Raw genomic sequence first — 14,670 nt, 5'->3', positions numbered from 1 at the left:
TCAGGAGTTGAGGGCGGCGGCTTCAGCCGCGGGCGGCTCCAGCGAGCCGGAGGACTTGCGGATCTCGACGAGCGGGCCGTCGACGGCGTTGCTCTCGAGGAACGCGCTGCCGGCGGGGATCGCCGCGCGCAGGGAGACGGTGGCCTGCACCGAGCCGCTGTCGCCGCCGACGGCGACCTTGTCACCGTCGAAGAGACCGAGGCGCTGCGCGTCGGTGGGCGACAGCTCCACCCGTGCGCGGTTGGCCTTCAAGAACTGGAGCGCCGGGGAGTTGGCGACCTCGGGGCCCGACCACACGGAGCGGTAGGTGCCCAGGCGCAGGCGGGAATCGGTCCCACCCACCCCCGGACCGGCCTCGGGCGTGGAGTAGGCGGGGGCGTCAGCGGTCGGCCACGCGGCAGCGGCGCTCTCGTCGAGCACCCAGCGGATGCCCTTGCCGCCGATCAGGTCCAGCGTCAGCCCGTTGTAGAACGGGACCGCCGCGAAGAGCTGCTGGCTGACCTGCGGGCCGGTGAGCGCGCGGATGTCGCCGCCCAGACGGGCAGACAGCTCGGCGAGGACCCACCAGCCGGCGCGCACGTCACCGACGCGGCTGATCGCCTGGCGCAGGCGCTGCACGCGGCCGTCGGTGTGGGTGATCGTGCCCTCGTGCTCGGCGTGGGACTCGGCCGGGAAGACGATCGTGGCGTGCTCGATGATGCCCGCGGTCAGGTAGCCGGCGTGGGCGATGACCGTCGAGGCGCGCTCCAGGCCCGCGTCCCACAGCGCGCGCTGCGGGTGGGTCTCCAGCGGGTCGACGCCCAGCAGCCACAGCGCCGAGATCTCGCCGTCGGCGGCGGCCTGGGCGATCTCGTTCGTGGAGCGGCCGGCGGGGCCGGCGCTCAGGCCGGGGCCCGCGAACGGGACGACGCCCGCCTCGCGCAGGCCGCGCGCGTTGGAGGAGGAGGGGACGCCGAAGAGGCCGACGCCCGCGCGGCCGCGCAGGTTCAGCGTGTCGGCGAGCGAGACCAGTGCGGCGGCGCCGGCAGGATCGGCCAGGACCTTCTCGCCGTAGACGATGACGACATCCTCGCCGCCGTCGCGCAGCTGCGCGACGACCTCGGCGAGCTGCTCGGGCACGTCGGCGCCGGGCTTCAGCGCGTCGGCCAGCAGCGCGGCGGCGCGCGACTCGTCGCCGGGGGCGAAGCGGACGACCTGCTTGGCGTTGGCGTCCAGCGACGACGGGCGCGACGTGGCGATCGCCAGGTTCACGCGGCGACGGCGGACGCCCTTGCGCAGGCGCAGGTCGACGATCGGCATGTCGTCGACCGGCTCGACGCCGAGGACCAGGACGGTGTGGGCGAACTCCAGGTCGGAGACCGTCGCCTGAAGCGCCGGGTCGTTCAGCGCCAGCGTCGCCTCGCGGCCGCTCGCGTCGTACACGCGCGAGTCGATGTCGTTGGTGCCGAGCGTCTCACGCGCCAGCTTCTGGGCGAGGAAGCCCTCCTCGTTGGAGGTGCCGCCACCGGCCAGGACGCCGACGTTGCCGCCCGCGCGCTTCAGGGCCGCAGCAGCCTCGTCCAGCGCGCGCTCCCAGGTGGCGGGACGCAGCTCGCCGCCGTCGCGGATCAGCGGCGTGGTGATGCGCTCGTCGACGTGGATCGCCTGGTAGGAGAACCGGCCGCGGTCACAAAGCCAGCCGTCGTCGACCTCCTCGTGGTCACGCGAGAGGACGCGCAGGACGCGCTCGTCGCGGACCGTGAAGGTGACGTTGCACTGGCCGGGGCAGAGGGTGCAGACGCCGCCGGCGCCCTCGATGTCCCACGGGCGGGCGCGGAAGCGGTAGGGCTGCGAGGTCAGCGCGCCCACGGGGCAGAGCTCGGTGATGTTGCCGCTGAACGGCGCCACGTAGGGGTGGCCGTCGAAGGTGCCGACGAACGTGTGCGCGCCGCGCTCCTGGAAGACCAGCTGGTAGTCCTCGCTGAGCTCCTGGGAGAAGCGCACGCAGCGGTAGCAGAGGATGCAGCGCTCGCGGTCGATGGCGATCAGCGGCGACAGCGCGATCGGCTTCTCGAAGTGGCGCTTGGGCTCGATGAAGCGCGAGCGGCCGCCGCCCCAGCCGAAGGAGATGTCCTGCAGCGGGCACTCGCCGCCCTTGTCGCAGACCGGGCAGTCGAGCGGGTGGTTGATCAGCAGGAACTCGACGACCGCCTGCTGGGCGACCTTCACGCGCTCGGTCTGGGTGTGGACGACCATGCCGTCCTTGACCGGCGTCGAGCACGCGGTCTGAAGCTTCGGGATGCCCTCGATCTCCACCAGGCACATGCGGCACGCGCCGACGGGCTGGCCGAGCTTGGGCTCGTAACAGAAGACGGGGATCTCGACGTCGCCGTACTTGGCGCCGTCGACCAACATGATGTTCTCCGGCGCGGTGACTTCGCGGCCGTCGATGGAGAACGTGACCTGCTTGATCTCAGGGCGGGGCATAAGGGCCTTCTAGGCGACTGCGCCTTGTAGGAGCGCGAGCTCCGGGGCGTCCTCGTCGCCGGTGAACTGGTTGGCGGCGCGCGCGGCCTCGATGTGGGCCTCGAACTCGTCGCGGAACTTCTTGACCATCGAGCCGACCGGCATCGCCATCGCGTCGCCGAGCACGCACAGGCAGTTGCCGATGATCTGCTCCTGGACCGAGGCCATGATGTCGAGGTCCATCGGCGTGGCGAGCCCGGACTGGATGCGCTCGAGCATCTTCACGGTCCAGTTGGTGCCCTCGCGACAGGGCGTGCACTTGCCGCAGGACTCGTGGCGGTAGAACTCCGCCAGCCAGAGGCAGACGTCCACGACCGAGTTGGAGTCGTCGACGATGATGATCGCGCCGGAGCCGAGCATCGAGCCGGCCTTGGCCAGCGAGTTGAAGTCGTAGGGGAGGTCGAGGTCGTCGGCCGTCAGCACCGGCGACGACGAGCCGCCCGGGAACCACAGCTTGATCTCGCGGCCCTCGTCGGGACCGCCGGCCAGGCCGTAGATGATGTCGCGGGACGACATCCCCAGCTCGATCTCGTAGTTGCCCGGGCGCTGGACGTTGCCCGAGATCGAGATCAGCTTCGTGCCGGTCGAGCCTTCGGCGCCGATCTCGGCGTACTTGGCGCCGCCCATCTCGACGATCAGCGGCACGGTCGCCAGCGTCTCGACGTTGTTGATCAGCGTCGGGCCCTGGTAGAGGCCCTGGTTGGCCGGGAACGGCGGCTTGAGGCGCGGGTTGCCGCGCTTGCCCTCGAGGCTGTCGAGGAGGCCGGTCTCCTCACCGCAGATGTAGGCGCCCGCACCGCGGTGGACCGCGAGGCTGAGGCTGTGGCCCGTGCCGAGGATGTTCTCGCCCAGGAAGCCGGCCTCGTAGGCCTCGACCAGCGCGGCGTCGAGGATGTCTGCCTGCTGGACGTACTCGCCGCGGATGAAGATGAAGGCCCGGTTCGCGCCTGCCGCGTGGGCGGCGATGATCATGCCCTCGATCAGCAGGTGCGGGATCTTCTGCATGAGCTCGCGGTCCTTGAAGGTCCCGGGCTCGGACTCGTCCGCGTTGCAGACCAGGTACTTGTCCATCGTGCCCTTGGGCATGAAGGACGCCTTCATGCCCATCGAGAAGCCGGCGCCGCCGCGGCCGCGCAGGCCGGACGCCTTCAGCTCCTCGACCAGCGCCTCGGGCGGCAAGTTGAGGGCGTTGCGCAGGCGATCGCCGTAGCCGCCGCGCCGACGGTAGACGTCGATCGTGTGGAGGCCGGGCTCGTCGATGTTGTCGAAGATGAGCGGCTGCTGCGGAGCGGTGGCGCTCATGCGTTCTCCTCGGGATCGGGCTGGCCCATGGGCGGGCCGAAGGAGGAAGGCTCGGCCGGCAGCGGCGAGTTGCCGGGAGCGGGGCGGTCGATCTCGGACTCGACCGTGTCGAAGTCCGTGCCCGGCCGGTCCCAGGTCTGGGTGTTGGCGTTCGGATCGGCCGAGGGGCGCTTGATCAGCTGCTTGGCCGGGAGCGGGTCCTCGCCGTCGCGCACCTGGCGCGCCAGCTCCTGGATCTCGTCCGCGTCGACCGGGCCGACGAAGACGCCGTCGACCGAGACCATCGGCGCGATGTCGCACGCGCCGAGGCACTCGAAGCCGCGCACCTGGACGTCCGGATCGTCGCCGATCGCGTCGTTCAGCTCCGCCAGCAGCTTGCGGCCGCCGCGCAGCGAGCACGAGATGTTGGTGCAGACGTAGACGCGCTTGCGGCCGACGGGCTGCGTGTCGAGCATGTCGTAGAACGACGCGACGGCGACGAGGTAGGCCGGCGTCAGGCGCATCACGCACGCGACCTGGCGGAAGGCTTCCGGCGAGCACCAGCCGTGCAGCTCCTGGGCGGCCGCCAGCGCCGGGATGGCGGCCGAGCGGCGGTCCGGGTACTTGGCGATGTGGCGCTCGATCTCGGCGCGCAGCTCCGCGGGCACCGGCGTGGTCGCCGGGTCCGGGACCTCCTGCGGGTCCTTGGTGAGGTCGACCGAATCGTCCCAGCCGGGGACGCGGGAGCCGTGGCTGAAGCGCTTGACGTCAGGAAGCGACATGTATGCCTACCGATCCACCCCGCCGAGGACGGGATCCATCATCGCCAGCGTCGTGATGAGGTCGGCGATGTAGGCGTCCTTGACCATCGGGAGCGTGGCCTGGAGGTTGACGAAGGAGGGGTCGCGCATGTGCACGCGCGCCGGCTTGGAGGATCCGTCGGAGCGCATGAACACGCCGTACTCGCCGCGCGGGCCCTCGATCGGGAAGTAGACCTCGCCCGGCGGGACGCGGAAGCCCTCGGTCACCAGCTTGAAGTGATGGATCAATGCCTCCATCGACGTCGCCAGCTCGTGGCGCGGCGGGAGCGCGACCTTGCGGTCGTCGGTGATGACCGGGCCCTCGGGAAGGCCGTCGAGCGCCTGCTCGATGATCTTCACCGACTCCTTCATCTCCTGCATGCGCACGCCGAAGCGGTCGTAGTTGTCGCCGCGGGAGCCGACCGGGATCTTGAAGTCGAAGTCCTCGTAAGAGGAGTAGGGCATTGCCTTGCGCAAGTCCCACGGGTTGCCGGCGGCGCGCAGCAGCGGGCCGGTGACGCCGAGGCTCTCGAGCGTCGCGGCGTCCAGCGGGCACGTGCCGTACATGCGGCGCAGCGCGATCTCGTTGCGGTTGAGGAGATCGAGGTACTGGTCGATCGCCTCCGGCATGATCTTGATGAACTCGCGGAGCTTCTTCTCCCAGCCGGCGGGGATGTCTTCCATCACGCCGCCGACCTGGAAGTAGCGCGTGTGCATGCGCTGGCCGGAGCTGTACTCGAAGAGGTCGAGGATCGTCTCGCGCTCGCGGAAGCAGTACCACCAGACGGTGACCGCGCCGAGGTCCAGCATCGACGTGCCGAGCCAGACCAAGTGCGACATGATCCGGTTGAGCTCCATGTGGATGACACGGAGGTACTGGGCGCGCTTGGGGACCTCGATCTCCAGCAGCGTCTCGGTCGCACCGCAGAAGGCCATGGCGTTGAAGTAGTACGCCAGGTAGTCCATCCGCTCGATGACGGGGATGCCCTTCCAGTAGGACTTGTCCTCGACCGTCTTCTCGATGCCCGTGTGGACGTAGCCGATGATCGGCTTGAGATCGCGGACGACCTCGGCTTCGAGCGTGACGAGCAGGCGCAGCACCCCGTGCGTGGCGGGGTGGTGCGGACCCATGTTGAGGGTCAACAGCTCCTGGTCGGGCGCGGGCGCCGGCAGCGCCTGGACGCGCTGGGTGACGTCGATGCGCTCTTCGCCGGAGCGGTAGTCGGCGGTCGTGACGTCGGTCATCGCTTGGCCTTCTCCGACCCGCTGGGCTGGTCGGCGCCGATGGTGTAGTCCTTGCCGGCGGTCTCCGCCGCCGTGAACAGGACGGGCTCGCCGCCGAGCGGGAAGTCGCGGCGTTGCGGGTGGCCCTCGTAGTCCTCGGGCATGAGGATGCGGCGCAGGTCCGGGTGGCCGTCGAAGACGACGCCGAACATGTCGTAGACCTCGCGCTCCTGGTGGTTGGCGGTCGGCCAGGCGGGCGTCACCGACGGCACGTTCGGTGCGTCGAGCGGGACGCGCAGCTTGATCGACAGGCGGTCCAGCGCGTCGCGGTCGAGCAGCTCGTAGTGCACGCCGAGGCGCGGCTCCTCGGGGTAGTAGTCGACCCCGTGGACTGACATGAGGTGCTTGAAGCCCTTGGCGCGCAGCGTCTCCAGGACGTCGCCGATCGCGGTCGGCGCGATCAGGATCGAGCCCTTGTCGCGGAAGAACTCGGTGCCGGCGATGGCGTCGTCGCCGTGCGCCTCGCGGAGGTCCTGGGCCAGCAGCTCGGTGCCGGGGGCGTCAGGCACCGGGGAAGCCCTCGGCGTCGGTCGCGTTGACCGCGGCGGCGTGTTCGGCGCGCAGGCGCTCGCCCTCATCGGGGAGGACCTCGACCGTGTTCTCGGCGCCGTAGCGCTCGCGCCAGCCCATCGTCGGGTCGCTGTGGACCATCGAGCGCAGCTTGAGGATCCCGTGCATCAGGGCCTCGGGGCGCGGCGGGCAGCCCGGGACGTGGACGTCGACCGGGAGGAACTTGTCGGCCGGGACGATGGCGTAGTTGTTGAAGACGCCCATCGAGCTGGAGCACGCGCCCATGGCGATGGCGTACTTGGGATCCAGCATCTGGTCGTAGATGCGGCGGACGACCGGGGCCATCTTGATGGAGATGCGGCCCGACAGGATCAGGAGGTCAGCCTGGCGCGGCGAGGCGCGGAAGGCCTCAAAGCCGAAGCGGGCGATGTCGAGGCGAGCGCCGACCACGGACATCATCTCGATCGCGCAACAGGCCAGGCCGAACGTCGCAGGGAAGAGCGAGTTGCCGCGCGCCCAGTTGGCGGCGCGGTCCAGCGTCGTGGTGATGACGCGCTCCTGGACGTACTGCTCGAGGTCGTCGCCCTCGATGTCGCCGCGCAGCATCTGCTGCGCGCGCAGCTGGCGGACTCGGAAGTCCTCCGGTGTGCCTGCCTTCTCCCGCTTTACGATCTCCATGGCCTTCTCCGTTCTAGCGCCACTCGAGCGCGCCGCGTCGCCACACATATACGAACGCGACGACCAGGAGGCCGATGAAGACTGCGGTCTCGATCAGGGCGAACGTCCCAAAGGCCCGCAGCTGCACGGCGATCGGGTAGAGGAACACGACCTCGATGTCGAACAAGATGAACAACATCGCGATCAGGTAGAAGCTGATCCCGAAGCGGAACCCCTGCTGGACTTCCGAGGGCATGCCCGACTCATAGGGCTCTGCCTGGTACTTGGTGGGCGTCTTCGGCTTGGGCCCGAGGAGCGAACCGGCGGTGATGAACAGGCCGCCGACGATGCCCCCGAGGCAGATGAAGACGATGGCTGGAAGGTACGTCCGAAGCACTCGGTCTCCCGTTGTATCACCAACTTGTAACTTGCTGCCACAAAGTGGCGCTCCGCACTTGCGGGCAACCCCTATGACTGACGTTGCGCACATCCTCGCCGTCCTAGTGGCGGTTTCAAACGGACTGGCCGGAATCGTGTCCGGCATCCTGTGGTGGCGGGTCGACCCCAATACCTATGCATGGGTGCTGATCCGGGTCGGTCAGGGCGCGGCGATCGTGCAGGCGATCGGCGCCGGCGTGCTGGCGATCGGGGGCCTGGATCCCGACGACGGGCTGTACTGGTTGTACGCCTTGTTGCCGGTCGCGGTGAGCTTCGTGGCCGAGCAATTGCGCCTGGCCTCGGCGCAATTGGTGCTCGACGCGCGGGAGCTGGAGAACGCCCAGGCGGTGGGCCGGTTGCCCGAGGATCAACAGCGGTCGATCGTGTTGCAGATCGTGCGGCGCGAGCTGGGCGTGATGTCGGCGGCGGCGCTGGTGGTCTGCTTTCTGGCGCTGCGCGCGCTGGGGACCGTCTGACGGGTGCGGGCGTGCGCGCAACGTCGCGCCTTCTCGTCCGTTAGCGGTGCCATGTCTCACCGTCTGCGCGCCTTGGCAGGGTCGCTCACCGTCACCTTTCTGACGCTCTTCAGCTTGGCTGTGCAAGCCGACGCCCGGATCGCGTGGCTCGACAAGCCGGGCGGATCGCTGTCGGTCGTGGCCGACGACGGGGTGAGCGGGCGGGTCGTGGTCGCGTCGCAGGTCACCGGGTTCGAGCTTGCGGGGCGAGGAGACGCGGTCGTCTACACCGACTCTGGCGCGGCGCGGACGTCGTGGCTGCTGGTCTTCGGCCGGGCGCCGGTGCGGCTGCCGGAGGGGACGCACATGGACGTTGGCGGCGACGGCGGCGTCGCGTGGTCGCCTGACGGGCGCGAGCTGGCGATCGCCCGCGTGACGCCGGGTGTGGGCGCGCAGCTGCTGATCGTGGACCGGGCCGGGCGCACGCGGAAGGCGTGGGCGATGGGGAAGTCCCGCCAGCCGGAGGGCGTGGCGTGGAGGCCTGACGGCAAGCGGCTGGCGTTCGTGCGGACCGGCGTGACGCAGACGCGCCCGTCGCAGATCGTCCTGCTGCCGCGCACGGCGGGCGGCGGACCGCGCGTGATGCGCACGGCCGGGCGCGACCATCCGCTGGCGCGTTTCCCGGCGTGGACGCGCGACGGGGTCGCGCTGATGGTGGGCGCAGAGAGCTGGAGCTCGCAGGACACCTCCGACGACATGACCCTGGCGCTCGTCTCTGGGCCGGGGCAGCCGCGGATTCTCGGCGTCGACGAGGGCGCGCCGCGCTCGGTCTCGCCCGATGGCCGGCGCTTCGCGCTCAACGGGTCGTGCGTCTACGACCTGCGGCGTGATGGCTGCACGGTCGGCTCCGCGCTGCCGGGCATGGAGATTCAGGACCTCTCGCCCGACGGCGGCCGCGCGTTGGTGGTCTACGACGGGCGGCTGCAGGTGCAGCGCCTGGAGCCGGGCGCGATGCCGTATGCGCTGGCGGTGGAAGGGTCGGTCCTCGCTGCGCAGTGGCGCGCGGGCTAAGCGCCGGGGGCCATCCGCGCGAAGCCGCCGCGGAAGAACAGCAGCGGGTCGTGCGCCGGCCCGTCGTCGGCGCTGAGGTGCGTGACGCGGCCGACGCCGATCGTGTGGTCGCCCGCGGGGTGCATGGCGTCCAGGTCGCAGGCGATCCACGCCAGCGCGTCGTCCAGCACCGGGACGCCGTGGGCGACCGTGTGGGTGGCGGCCTCGAACTTTTGAGGTTGCGCTTGCTTTGACGCGAAGACCTTCGCGAGGTCCTCCTGGCCGGCGCGCAGGACGTTGACCGCGAAGCGGCCGGCGTCGCGGACGATCGGCAGCGTGCGCGAGCCATTGTCGAAGCAGACCAGCAGCAGCAGCGGATCGAGGCTGAGGCTGGTGATGGCGTTCGTGGTCAGCCCGGCCGGGCCATCGCTGCCCTGGGCCGTGACGATCGCCACACCGGTCGCGAAGCTCCCGATCACCTCGCGGTAGCGCGCCGGGTCGATTGCGGGCGACGAAGCCTCCATGCCTCAGCAGAGTAGACGCGAGCGCCGACCAGGTTGCCGCCGTATCGAGAGCGATCGCGTGAACGTCATAAAGAAAGCGATCGACATTCGAGGCCGGCGCCCGCGTCGCGTCCTAAGTTCGCGACGGACGTCACGATCCCTCCCGGCCCTCGGTCGATCGCGTGGAACCCGCGATATGCGCGGGTTCCACGCGACTCACCGATGAGCCAGGAGCGCCTGAAGCTCGTCGACGACGCCGGCGGCGTCGGCGAGGATCTGGCGGTCGGTGAAGCGGGCGACCCGCCAGCCTTCGCGGAGCAGTTGCCGGTCGCGGGCGCGGTCGGCGTCGAAAGATCGGCGGGTGCGGCCGTGGAAGGTCCAGCTGTCGACTTCGACGATCAGGCGCTGGTCCGGCCAGCGGAAGTCGCTCTCGCGCACGCCGTCGAAGCGGTTGACCTGTGGGCGCGGCAGGCCAGCGTCGAGGCAGAGCTGGAGGAGGCCGGCCTCGAGGGCGCTGCGCGTGACCGTCTCCCCGTGCTCGCGGAAGTCGGCGAGGAGCGTGGAGAGCGGGCGGCAGCCTGGGCGTCCCGGGTGGGCGTCGAGGACGGCCCTGACCTGGCGCAGGTCGAACAGCTCGGCCTGGACGCTGCGCTCGACGGCGCGCCGGAGGTGATGGGGCGGGACGACGGCCGCGAGGTCGAGCAGCGTCCGTGCCACGGAGGTGACCGGCACGCCACGCTCGATTGTCCGCTCCTCGGTGAGCAGGTCGCGCGAGCGGTGGACGATCCGGCCGCGGCGCTTGCTGACGCCACCGCGACCGGGAGCCGTCATCTCGGAGAAGGCGCCGCTCCACGGCCGGAAGCCCCAGAGGCCGGCCGCGCTTCGGTGACTGAGCACGGCGCCGTCGCTGGCCGCCAGGACGACGGCCAGCGCCCGGCCCTCGCGCCGCAACTCGGCGTGCCCGAGCGCGTAGACGCCGCGTTCCAGCCGTCGCAGTCGTCCGGACACCAGCCGGTGGTCGATCGCATCCTCGCCGAGCCCTAGGCCGAGCAGCTGCCGCCGTGCCACCACGCCGTGCTGGCGCGCCGCTAACTCGTGAATCTCTCGTTGCTTCGCATCTAACCCGCGCATATCGCGGGTTAGGTGCGAAGCGTCGCGAATTCGCCCCTACTTCACCTTCAGCTCGCCGTACTGGCCGAGGTCGTCGTGGTTGCCGATCGTGCAGACCAGGCGGTATTTGCCGGGCTTGAGCGTGATCGGCTCGCGCTCGCGGCCGGTCTGGCCCGGCTGGAGGGTGTCGGTGCGGCCGTAGATGGTCGCCTCCTCGCCGGTCTCACGGTCGAGGGACTCGATGGCCAGGTTGTGGGTGAGGCGGCCGCTGTTGTGGGCGACCAGGTGGAGGGTGCCCGCGGGCACCTCGATGTTCTCCGGGTGGAGCGTGTACTCGTCGAGGTCGACCTTCAGCACGCCGTCCGTCACGTGGGTGTACGACGGTCCGCCGCCGCACCCCGCGAGGGTCAACGCGCCCAGGAGGGAGAGGGCGGCAAGCCTGCGCATGAAAGGGTCCCGTATGATGCCCGGCCGCATGCCTCGCCGTCCTGTCATCGCCATCGCTGCCCTCTCGATCGCCGCCGGCGCCATCGGCTGCGGTCAGGAGAAGGGCGACCAGAAGCAGCCCGGCGCGACGATCACCACGGTCGCGCCCGAGTACCAGGCGGGCGCCAAGCTCTTCGTTGAGCGGTGCTCGGGGTGCCACAGCATGGGCATCGTCGGCGCCGAGGGCGGCGCCTTGAAGGTCACCAACCGCGAGCGCGTGGATGGTCCGAACTTCAACGTGCGCAAGGAGGACAAGGAGTCCATCCTCTACGCGATCCGCAACGGCGGCTTCTCCGGCGCGATCATGCCGCAGGACATCGTCGTTGGTGAGGAGGCCGAGCAGGTGGCCGACTTCCTCGCCAAGTATGCGGGCCACGGCAAGTCCAAGAACGCGCGCAACTGAGCTGACGCGCGTCGCCGGGTAGGCTCCGGCGCCGTGCTCGACATCAGGCTCATCCGTCGCGATCCCGACGCCGTGCGCGCCGCCCTGGCGCGCCGCGGCGACGTCGACCCGGCTGCGGTCGACGCCGTGCTGTCCACAGACGGACGCCGGCGCGAGATCCTGCCCGAGCTCGAGTCCCTGCGCGCCGAGCAGAACGCGGCCAACCAGGCGATCGCCGCCGCGAAGCAGTCCGGCGAGGGCTTCGAGGAGGCCGTCGCCCGGATGCGCGACGTCGCCGGCCGCGCGAAGGCGCTGGAAGAGGAGCTGGCGACGGTCAGCGCCGAGTTCGACGAGGTGCTGAGGCGGCTGCCGAACCTGCCGGACCCGTCGGCGGCGCCGCAGGACACCGAGATCAAGGTCGTCGGTGACCCCTGGGTGCCGACCTGGCCGGTGCGCGACCACCTCGAGCTGGCCGGCGAGCGGATCGACATGGAGCGCGGCGCGCGGCTGTCGGGCTCGCGCTTCGCCTACCTGCGCGGCGCGCTCGCGCGGCTGGAGCTGTCGCTGGTCTCGTGGGTCATGGACCACCTCAGCAACCACGGGTTCGAGCCGGTCATCCCGCCGGTCCTGGTCCGTGAGGACGCGCTCTACGGCACCGGCTTCCTGCCCGACACCGAGCAGCAGATCTACCACCTGCCCGCCGACGACCTCTACCTGGTCGGGACGAGCGAGGTCGCGTTGGCGTCGCTGCACGCCGGGGAGATCGTCGGCGACCTGCCGCTGCGCTACGCCGGGTTCTCGCCCTGCTTCCGGCGCGAGGCGGGCGCTGCGGGCAAGGACACGCGCGGGATCTTCCGCGTGCACCAATTCGACAAGGTCGAGATGTTCTCGTTCGTGGAGCCGGATCGCTCGGTCGACGAGCACGAGCGGCTGCTCTCGGTCGAGGAGTCGATCCTCCAGGCGCTGAACATCCCCTACCGCGTGGTGAACATCGCGGTCGACGACCTTGGCGCGAGCGCCGCCAAGAAGTACGACTGCGAGGGCTGGCTGCCGAGCCAGCAGAAGTACCGCGAGCTGACGTCGACCTCCAACACCACGGACTTCCAAGCGCGGCGGCTGGAGATTCGCTACCGGCCGGAGGGCGCCAAGAAGCCCGAGACGCTGCACACGCTCAACGGCACCGCGGTCGCCGTCGGGCGCACGCTGATCGCGCTGCTGGAGAACGGCCAGCAGGAGGACGGTTCGGTCGTGATGCCCGAGGTGCTGCGAAGCTACGGCGCGCCGGACGTGCTGCCGCCGGCGGCGTCCTAGCCCTCGGCGTCCGCCTGGACCGCCGCCAGCGCCGCGTCGGCGTCGGCGTGGAGGTCGAAGGTGGTGTCGAGATGCGTGATCTCGAACAGGCGCAGCACGGTCGGGTTGGAGCAGACCACCGCCATGCGCCCACCCGCGTGGGTGACCTGGCGCAGTGCGTTGAGCAGGACGCTCAGGCCGGTCGAGTCGATGAACGTGACGCCCGTCAGGTCGAGGACGAGCTGCACGCGCCCGCTCTCGATCGTCGTGGCGAGCACCCCGCTGAACTCCGGCGCGGTGGACACGTGGATCTCGCCGTGGACCGCGACGATCGTCGTGCGGTCGTCGACATCTCGCTCGGCGGTGCGGAACCTGGGTTCGGCGAACGACATCGTGGGGACCTCCGGCGGTCAGGAAGAACCGGTCGGACCGCACTACCATCTCCCTTTCGGGCGTAGGCGTCAACCCGACCTTGCCGGATCGTCAGGGCGCGATCAGCGACGCTTAGCGGAAGGTGATCCAGCGGGCAGCGGTCGTCTTGCGCTTCTGCCGGTCGGTCGCGGTCGCGGTGAGGCGGACCTTGACCGACTTCTTGTGGGCCTTCTTGAGCAGCTTGATGGTCTTGCTCGGCAGCTCGATCGTCCACGAGCCGAGACCGGGGCCTTCGGTCTTCTTCTTCATGGTGAGGATCGTGCGGCGCTTGGACTTGATGGCCTTGGCGGTCTGCTTGGACAGCACCAACTTGGCGGTGAACGTGCAGACCGAGGAGCACGCGATGCGGACCGGGAGGTCGATGCCGTCGACCGGGTCGAAGGTGATCAGCGGCTTGCGCTGGATGATCGGCTCGACCGGGATCGACGGGTCGATGACGCGCAGGTCGAACGTGGTCGTACCCAGCGCGCCGCGGAAGTCGCGGGCGCCGACGGTCAGGTGGTAGGTGCCGGCGGCGGCCCAGACGTGGGCGACCTGCGGGGTCGTGGTGGCCTGGTCGAAGCGGCCGTCGCCGTCGAAGTCCCACAGGTAGCGCAAGATGGTGGAGTCGGGGTCCTTGAACGCGGCGCGGAAGCGGACGACCGTCTTGATGTAGTTCTTGGGCGAGTCGGTGGAGATGGTTCCGGTGGGGGCGACGTTGGGGCCGCCGCCGAAGACCTGGAGCTCGCGGAGGTCGATCGTGCTTCCGCCGTCCTGCGCGCTCAACGCCGCTACGCGTACGTATCGAACGCCGTTCGCCGTCACCGAGACCGGCGCGTCGTTCGCCCCGCTCAGCGAGCCGCTCGCGGCGTCGCTCCACGTCACCCCGTCCGGCGACGTCTCGATCTTGTAGTCCTTCAGCGCGGCGCCGTCGCCGTGGCCGCACGCGCCGCCCGGGGTGAGGACGACCGTGGTCGTGTCGACGGGGACCGGGAGCGCGACGGTGAGCGCGGCGGGCTGGGTGGTCGACCAGCCGGTGGCGCGGTCGTCGTCGGTGGCTTGGGCGGGCGCGCAGCCGGGGGCGGCCGTCGCGTCCGGGGCCGCGGTCGTCGGCGCGCCGGCCGACCAGTCGCGGTGGATCGCGACGTTCTGGGTGCCGAGGTCGTTGGCGGGCAGCGTGATGCCGTCGATCGTCGTGCGCTCATAGCCCGCGGGCCCGGCGACGGCGAGGGCGCCGGTCGAGCCCGCGTCCAGGCCGGTGAAGAGGAAACGGCCGGCGGCGTCGGAGGTCAGGCTGGGGGCGGGGGCGGTCGTTCCGTTCCAGGTGAGCGCGGCGCCGCCGAGGCCGAGGCCGGTGTCAGCGTCGGTGACGTAGCCGGTGAGGCCGCCGCCGATGAGCGAGGCGGCGCTTGCGGTCGCGCCCGCGCCTGCGCACGCCAGCAGCGCGGTGGCCGCGAGCAGCGCCGGGACGGTTCTGCGGCTTGACGACATCGGCTTCTCCCCTGGGA

The 14,670-nt window shown here is 70.5% G+C and carries 16 protein-coding genes; 4 read left to right on the top strand and 12 right to left on the bottom strand.

Annotation, left to right across the window (positions count from 1 at the left end; genetic code table 11):
* The 7 genes from nuoG to ACT01A_RS12240 all read right to left on the bottom strand — a co-directional run bounded on the left by nuoG (nucleotide 1) and on the right by ACT01A_RS12240 (nucleotide 7,434).
* Nucleotides 1-2,466 (bottom strand): NADH-quinone oxidoreductase subunit NuoG, encoded by a 2,466-nt coding sequence (nuoG, locus tag ACT01A_RS12270; protein ID WP_445152539.1) that lies wholly within the window; start codon nucleotides 2,464-2,466, stop codon nucleotides 1-3.
* Nucleotides 2,467-2,475: 9 nt separating this feature from the next.
* Nucleotides 2,476-3,807, bottom strand: coding sequence for an NADH-quinone oxidoreductase subunit NuoF (gene nuoF, locus ACT01A_RS12265; RefSeq protein WP_445152538.1), 1,332 nt, complete (start codon nucleotides 3,805-3,807; stop codon nucleotides 2,476-2,478).
* Entirely contained in the window at nucleotides 3,804-4,568 is a 765-nt protein-coding gene (locus ACT01A_RS12260) for an NADH-quinone oxidoreductase subunit NuoE family protein (protein WP_445152537.1), read from the bottom strand. The genes nuoF and ACT01A_RS12260 overlap by 4 nt, the downstream gene beginning before the upstream one ends.
* Before the next feature lie 6 nt (nucleotides 4,569-4,574).
* Nucleotides 4,575-5,831 carry an NADH dehydrogenase (quinone) subunit D gene (nuoD, locus tag ACT01A_RS12255; RefSeq protein WP_445152536.1) on the bottom strand — a complete coding sequence of 419 codons (1,257 nt, stop codon included), beginning with the start codon at nucleotides 5,829-5,831 and terminating at the stop codon, nucleotides 4,575-4,577.
* Nucleotides 5,828-6,379: an NADH-quinone oxidoreductase subunit C gene (locus ACT01A_RS12250; protein WP_445152535.1), complete on the bottom strand. Its 552-nt coding sequence runs from the start codon at nucleotides 6,377-6,379 to the stop codon at nucleotides 5,828-5,830. Before ACT01A_RS12250 ends, nuoD begins: the two co-directional genes overlap by 4 nt.
* Nucleotides 6,372-6,986 (bottom strand): NADH-quinone oxidoreductase subunit B, encoded by a 615-nt coding sequence (locus tag ACT01A_RS12245; RefSeq protein ID WP_445152823.1) that lies wholly within the window; start codon nucleotides 6,984-6,986, stop codon nucleotides 6,372-6,374. Before ACT01A_RS12245 ends, ACT01A_RS12250 begins: the two co-directional genes overlap by 8 nt.
* 85 nt (nucleotides 6,987-7,071) lie before the next feature.
* Entirely contained in the window at nucleotides 7,072-7,434 is a 363-nt protein-coding gene (locus ACT01A_RS12240; protein WP_445152534.1) for an NADH-quinone oxidoreductase subunit A, read from the bottom strand.
* A 136-nt stretch (nucleotides 7,435-7,570) separates the two neighbouring features.
* On the opposite strand from ACT01A_RS12240, the gene ACT01A_RS12235 reads away from it, so the two are divergent.
* Both ACT01A_RS12235 and ACT01A_RS12230 read left to right on the top strand, forming a co-directional pair.
* Entirely contained in the window at nucleotides 7,571-7,951 is a 381-nt protein-coding gene (locus tag ACT01A_RS12235) for a hypothetical protein (RefSeq protein ID WP_445152533.1), read from the top strand.
* A 114-nt stretch (nucleotides 7,952-8,065) separates the two neighbouring features.
* Nucleotides 8,066-9,001, top strand: coding sequence for a TolB family protein (locus ACT01A_RS12230; protein WP_445152532.1), 936 nt, complete (start codon nucleotides 8,066-8,068; stop codon nucleotides 8,999-9,001).
* Here ACT01A_RS12230 and ACT01A_RS12225 read toward each other — a convergent pair.
* The 3 genes from ACT01A_RS12225 to ACT01A_RS12215 all read right to left on the bottom strand — a co-directional run bounded on the left by ACT01A_RS12225 (nucleotide 8,998) and on the right by ACT01A_RS12215 (nucleotide 11,040).
* The gene (locus ACT01A_RS12225; RefSeq protein ID WP_445152531.1) at nucleotides 8,998-9,504 is read right to left on the bottom strand and encodes a flavin reductase family protein; all 507 of its coding nucleotides are present in this window, start codon (nucleotides 9,502-9,504) and stop codon (nucleotides 8,998-9,000) included. The two genes, ACT01A_RS12230 and ACT01A_RS12225, sit on opposite strands and share 4 nt — an antisense overlap.
* A 195-nt stretch (nucleotides 9,505-9,699) precedes the next feature.
* On the bottom strand, nucleotides 9,700-10,551 hold the full coding sequence (locus tag ACT01A_RS12220; protein ID WP_445152530.1) for a DUF559 domain-containing protein: 852 nt from the start codon (nucleotides 10,549-10,551) through the stop codon (nucleotides 9,700-9,702).
* 99 nt (nucleotides 10,552-10,650) lie between these two features.
* Nucleotides 10,651-11,040 carry a hypothetical protein gene (locus tag ACT01A_RS12215; protein ID WP_445152529.1) on the bottom strand — a complete coding sequence of 130 codons (390 nt, stop codon included), beginning with the start codon at nucleotides 11,038-11,040 and terminating at the stop codon, nucleotides 10,651-10,653.
* Between the two features lie 28 nt (nucleotides 11,041-11,068).
* On the opposite strand from ACT01A_RS12215, the gene ACT01A_RS12210 reads away from it, so the two are divergent.
* Nucleotides 11,069-11,482 (top strand): c-type cytochrome, encoded by a 414-nt coding sequence (locus tag ACT01A_RS12210; protein ID WP_445152528.1) that lies wholly within the window; start codon nucleotides 11,069-11,071, stop codon nucleotides 11,480-11,482.
* A 33-nt stretch (nucleotides 11,483-11,515) separates the two neighbouring features.
* Nucleotides 11,516-12,772: a serine--tRNA ligase gene (gene serS / locus ACT01A_RS12205; RefSeq protein ID WP_445152527.1), complete on the top strand. Its 1,257-nt coding sequence runs from the start codon at nucleotides 11,516-11,518 to the stop codon at nucleotides 12,770-12,772.
* Here the strand turns inward: serS and ACT01A_RS12200 are convergent.
* Nucleotides 12,769-13,143 carry an STAS domain-containing protein gene (locus tag ACT01A_RS12200; protein ID WP_445152526.1) on the bottom strand — a complete coding sequence of 125 codons (375 nt, stop codon included), beginning with the start codon at nucleotides 13,141-13,143 and terminating at the stop codon, nucleotides 12,769-12,771. The genes serS and ACT01A_RS12200 overlap by 4 nt on opposite strands.
* A gap of 112 nt (nucleotides 13,144-13,255) precedes the next feature.
* Complete coding sequence (locus ACT01A_RS12195) at nucleotides 13,256-14,653, bottom strand: discoidin domain-containing protein (RefSeq protein WP_445152525.1); 1,398 nt, start codon at nucleotides 14,651-14,653, stop codon at nucleotides 13,256-13,258.
* Nucleotides 14,654-14,670: the final 17 nt, after the last annotated feature.

The organism is Baekduia sp. Peel2402 (assembly GCF_052567285.1).
Note: the sequence above shows the minus strand (reverse complement) of the source record. Positions and strands in the feature narration are given on the sequence as shown.

Coding starts and splice junctions, on each gene's coding strand:
- nuoG (WP_445152539.1), bottom strand. CDS start 2,466: ATGCCCCGCCCTGAGATCAAGCAGGTCACGTTCTCCATCGACGGCCGC.
- nuoF (WP_445152538.1), bottom strand. CDS start 3,807: ATGAGCGCCACCGCTCCGCAGCAGCCGCTCATCTTCGACAACATCGAC.
- ACT01A_RS12260 (WP_445152537.1), bottom strand. CDS start 4,568: ATGTCGCTTCCTGACGTCAAGCGCTTCAGCCACGGCTCCCGCGTCCCC.
- nuoD (WP_445152536.1), bottom strand. CDS start 5,831: ATGACCGACGTCACGACCGCCGACTACCGCTCCGGCGAAGAGCGCATC.
- ACT01A_RS12245 (WP_445152823.1), bottom strand. CDS start 6,986: ATGCTGCGCGGCGACATCGAGGGCGACGACCTCGAGCAGTACGTCCAG.
- ACT01A_RS12225 (WP_445152531.1), bottom strand. CDS start 9,504: ATGGAGGCTTCGTCGCCCGCAATCGACCCGGCGCGCTACCGCGAGGTG.
- ACT01A_RS12215 (WP_445152529.1), bottom strand. CDS start 11,040: ATGCGCAGGCTTGCCGCCCTCTCCCTCCTGGGCGCGTTGACCCTCGCG.
- ACT01A_RS12210 (WP_445152528.1), top strand. CDS start 11,069: ATGCCTCGCCGTCCTGTCATCGCCATCGCTGCCCTCTCGATCGCCGCC.
- ACT01A_RS12200 (WP_445152526.1), bottom strand. CDS start 13,143: ATGTCGTTCGCCGAACCCAGGTTCCGCACCGCCGAGCGAGATGTCGAC.
- ACT01A_RS12195 (WP_445152525.1), bottom strand. CDS start 14,653: ATGTCGTCAAGCCGCAGAACCGTCCCGGCGCTGCTCGCGGCCACCGCG.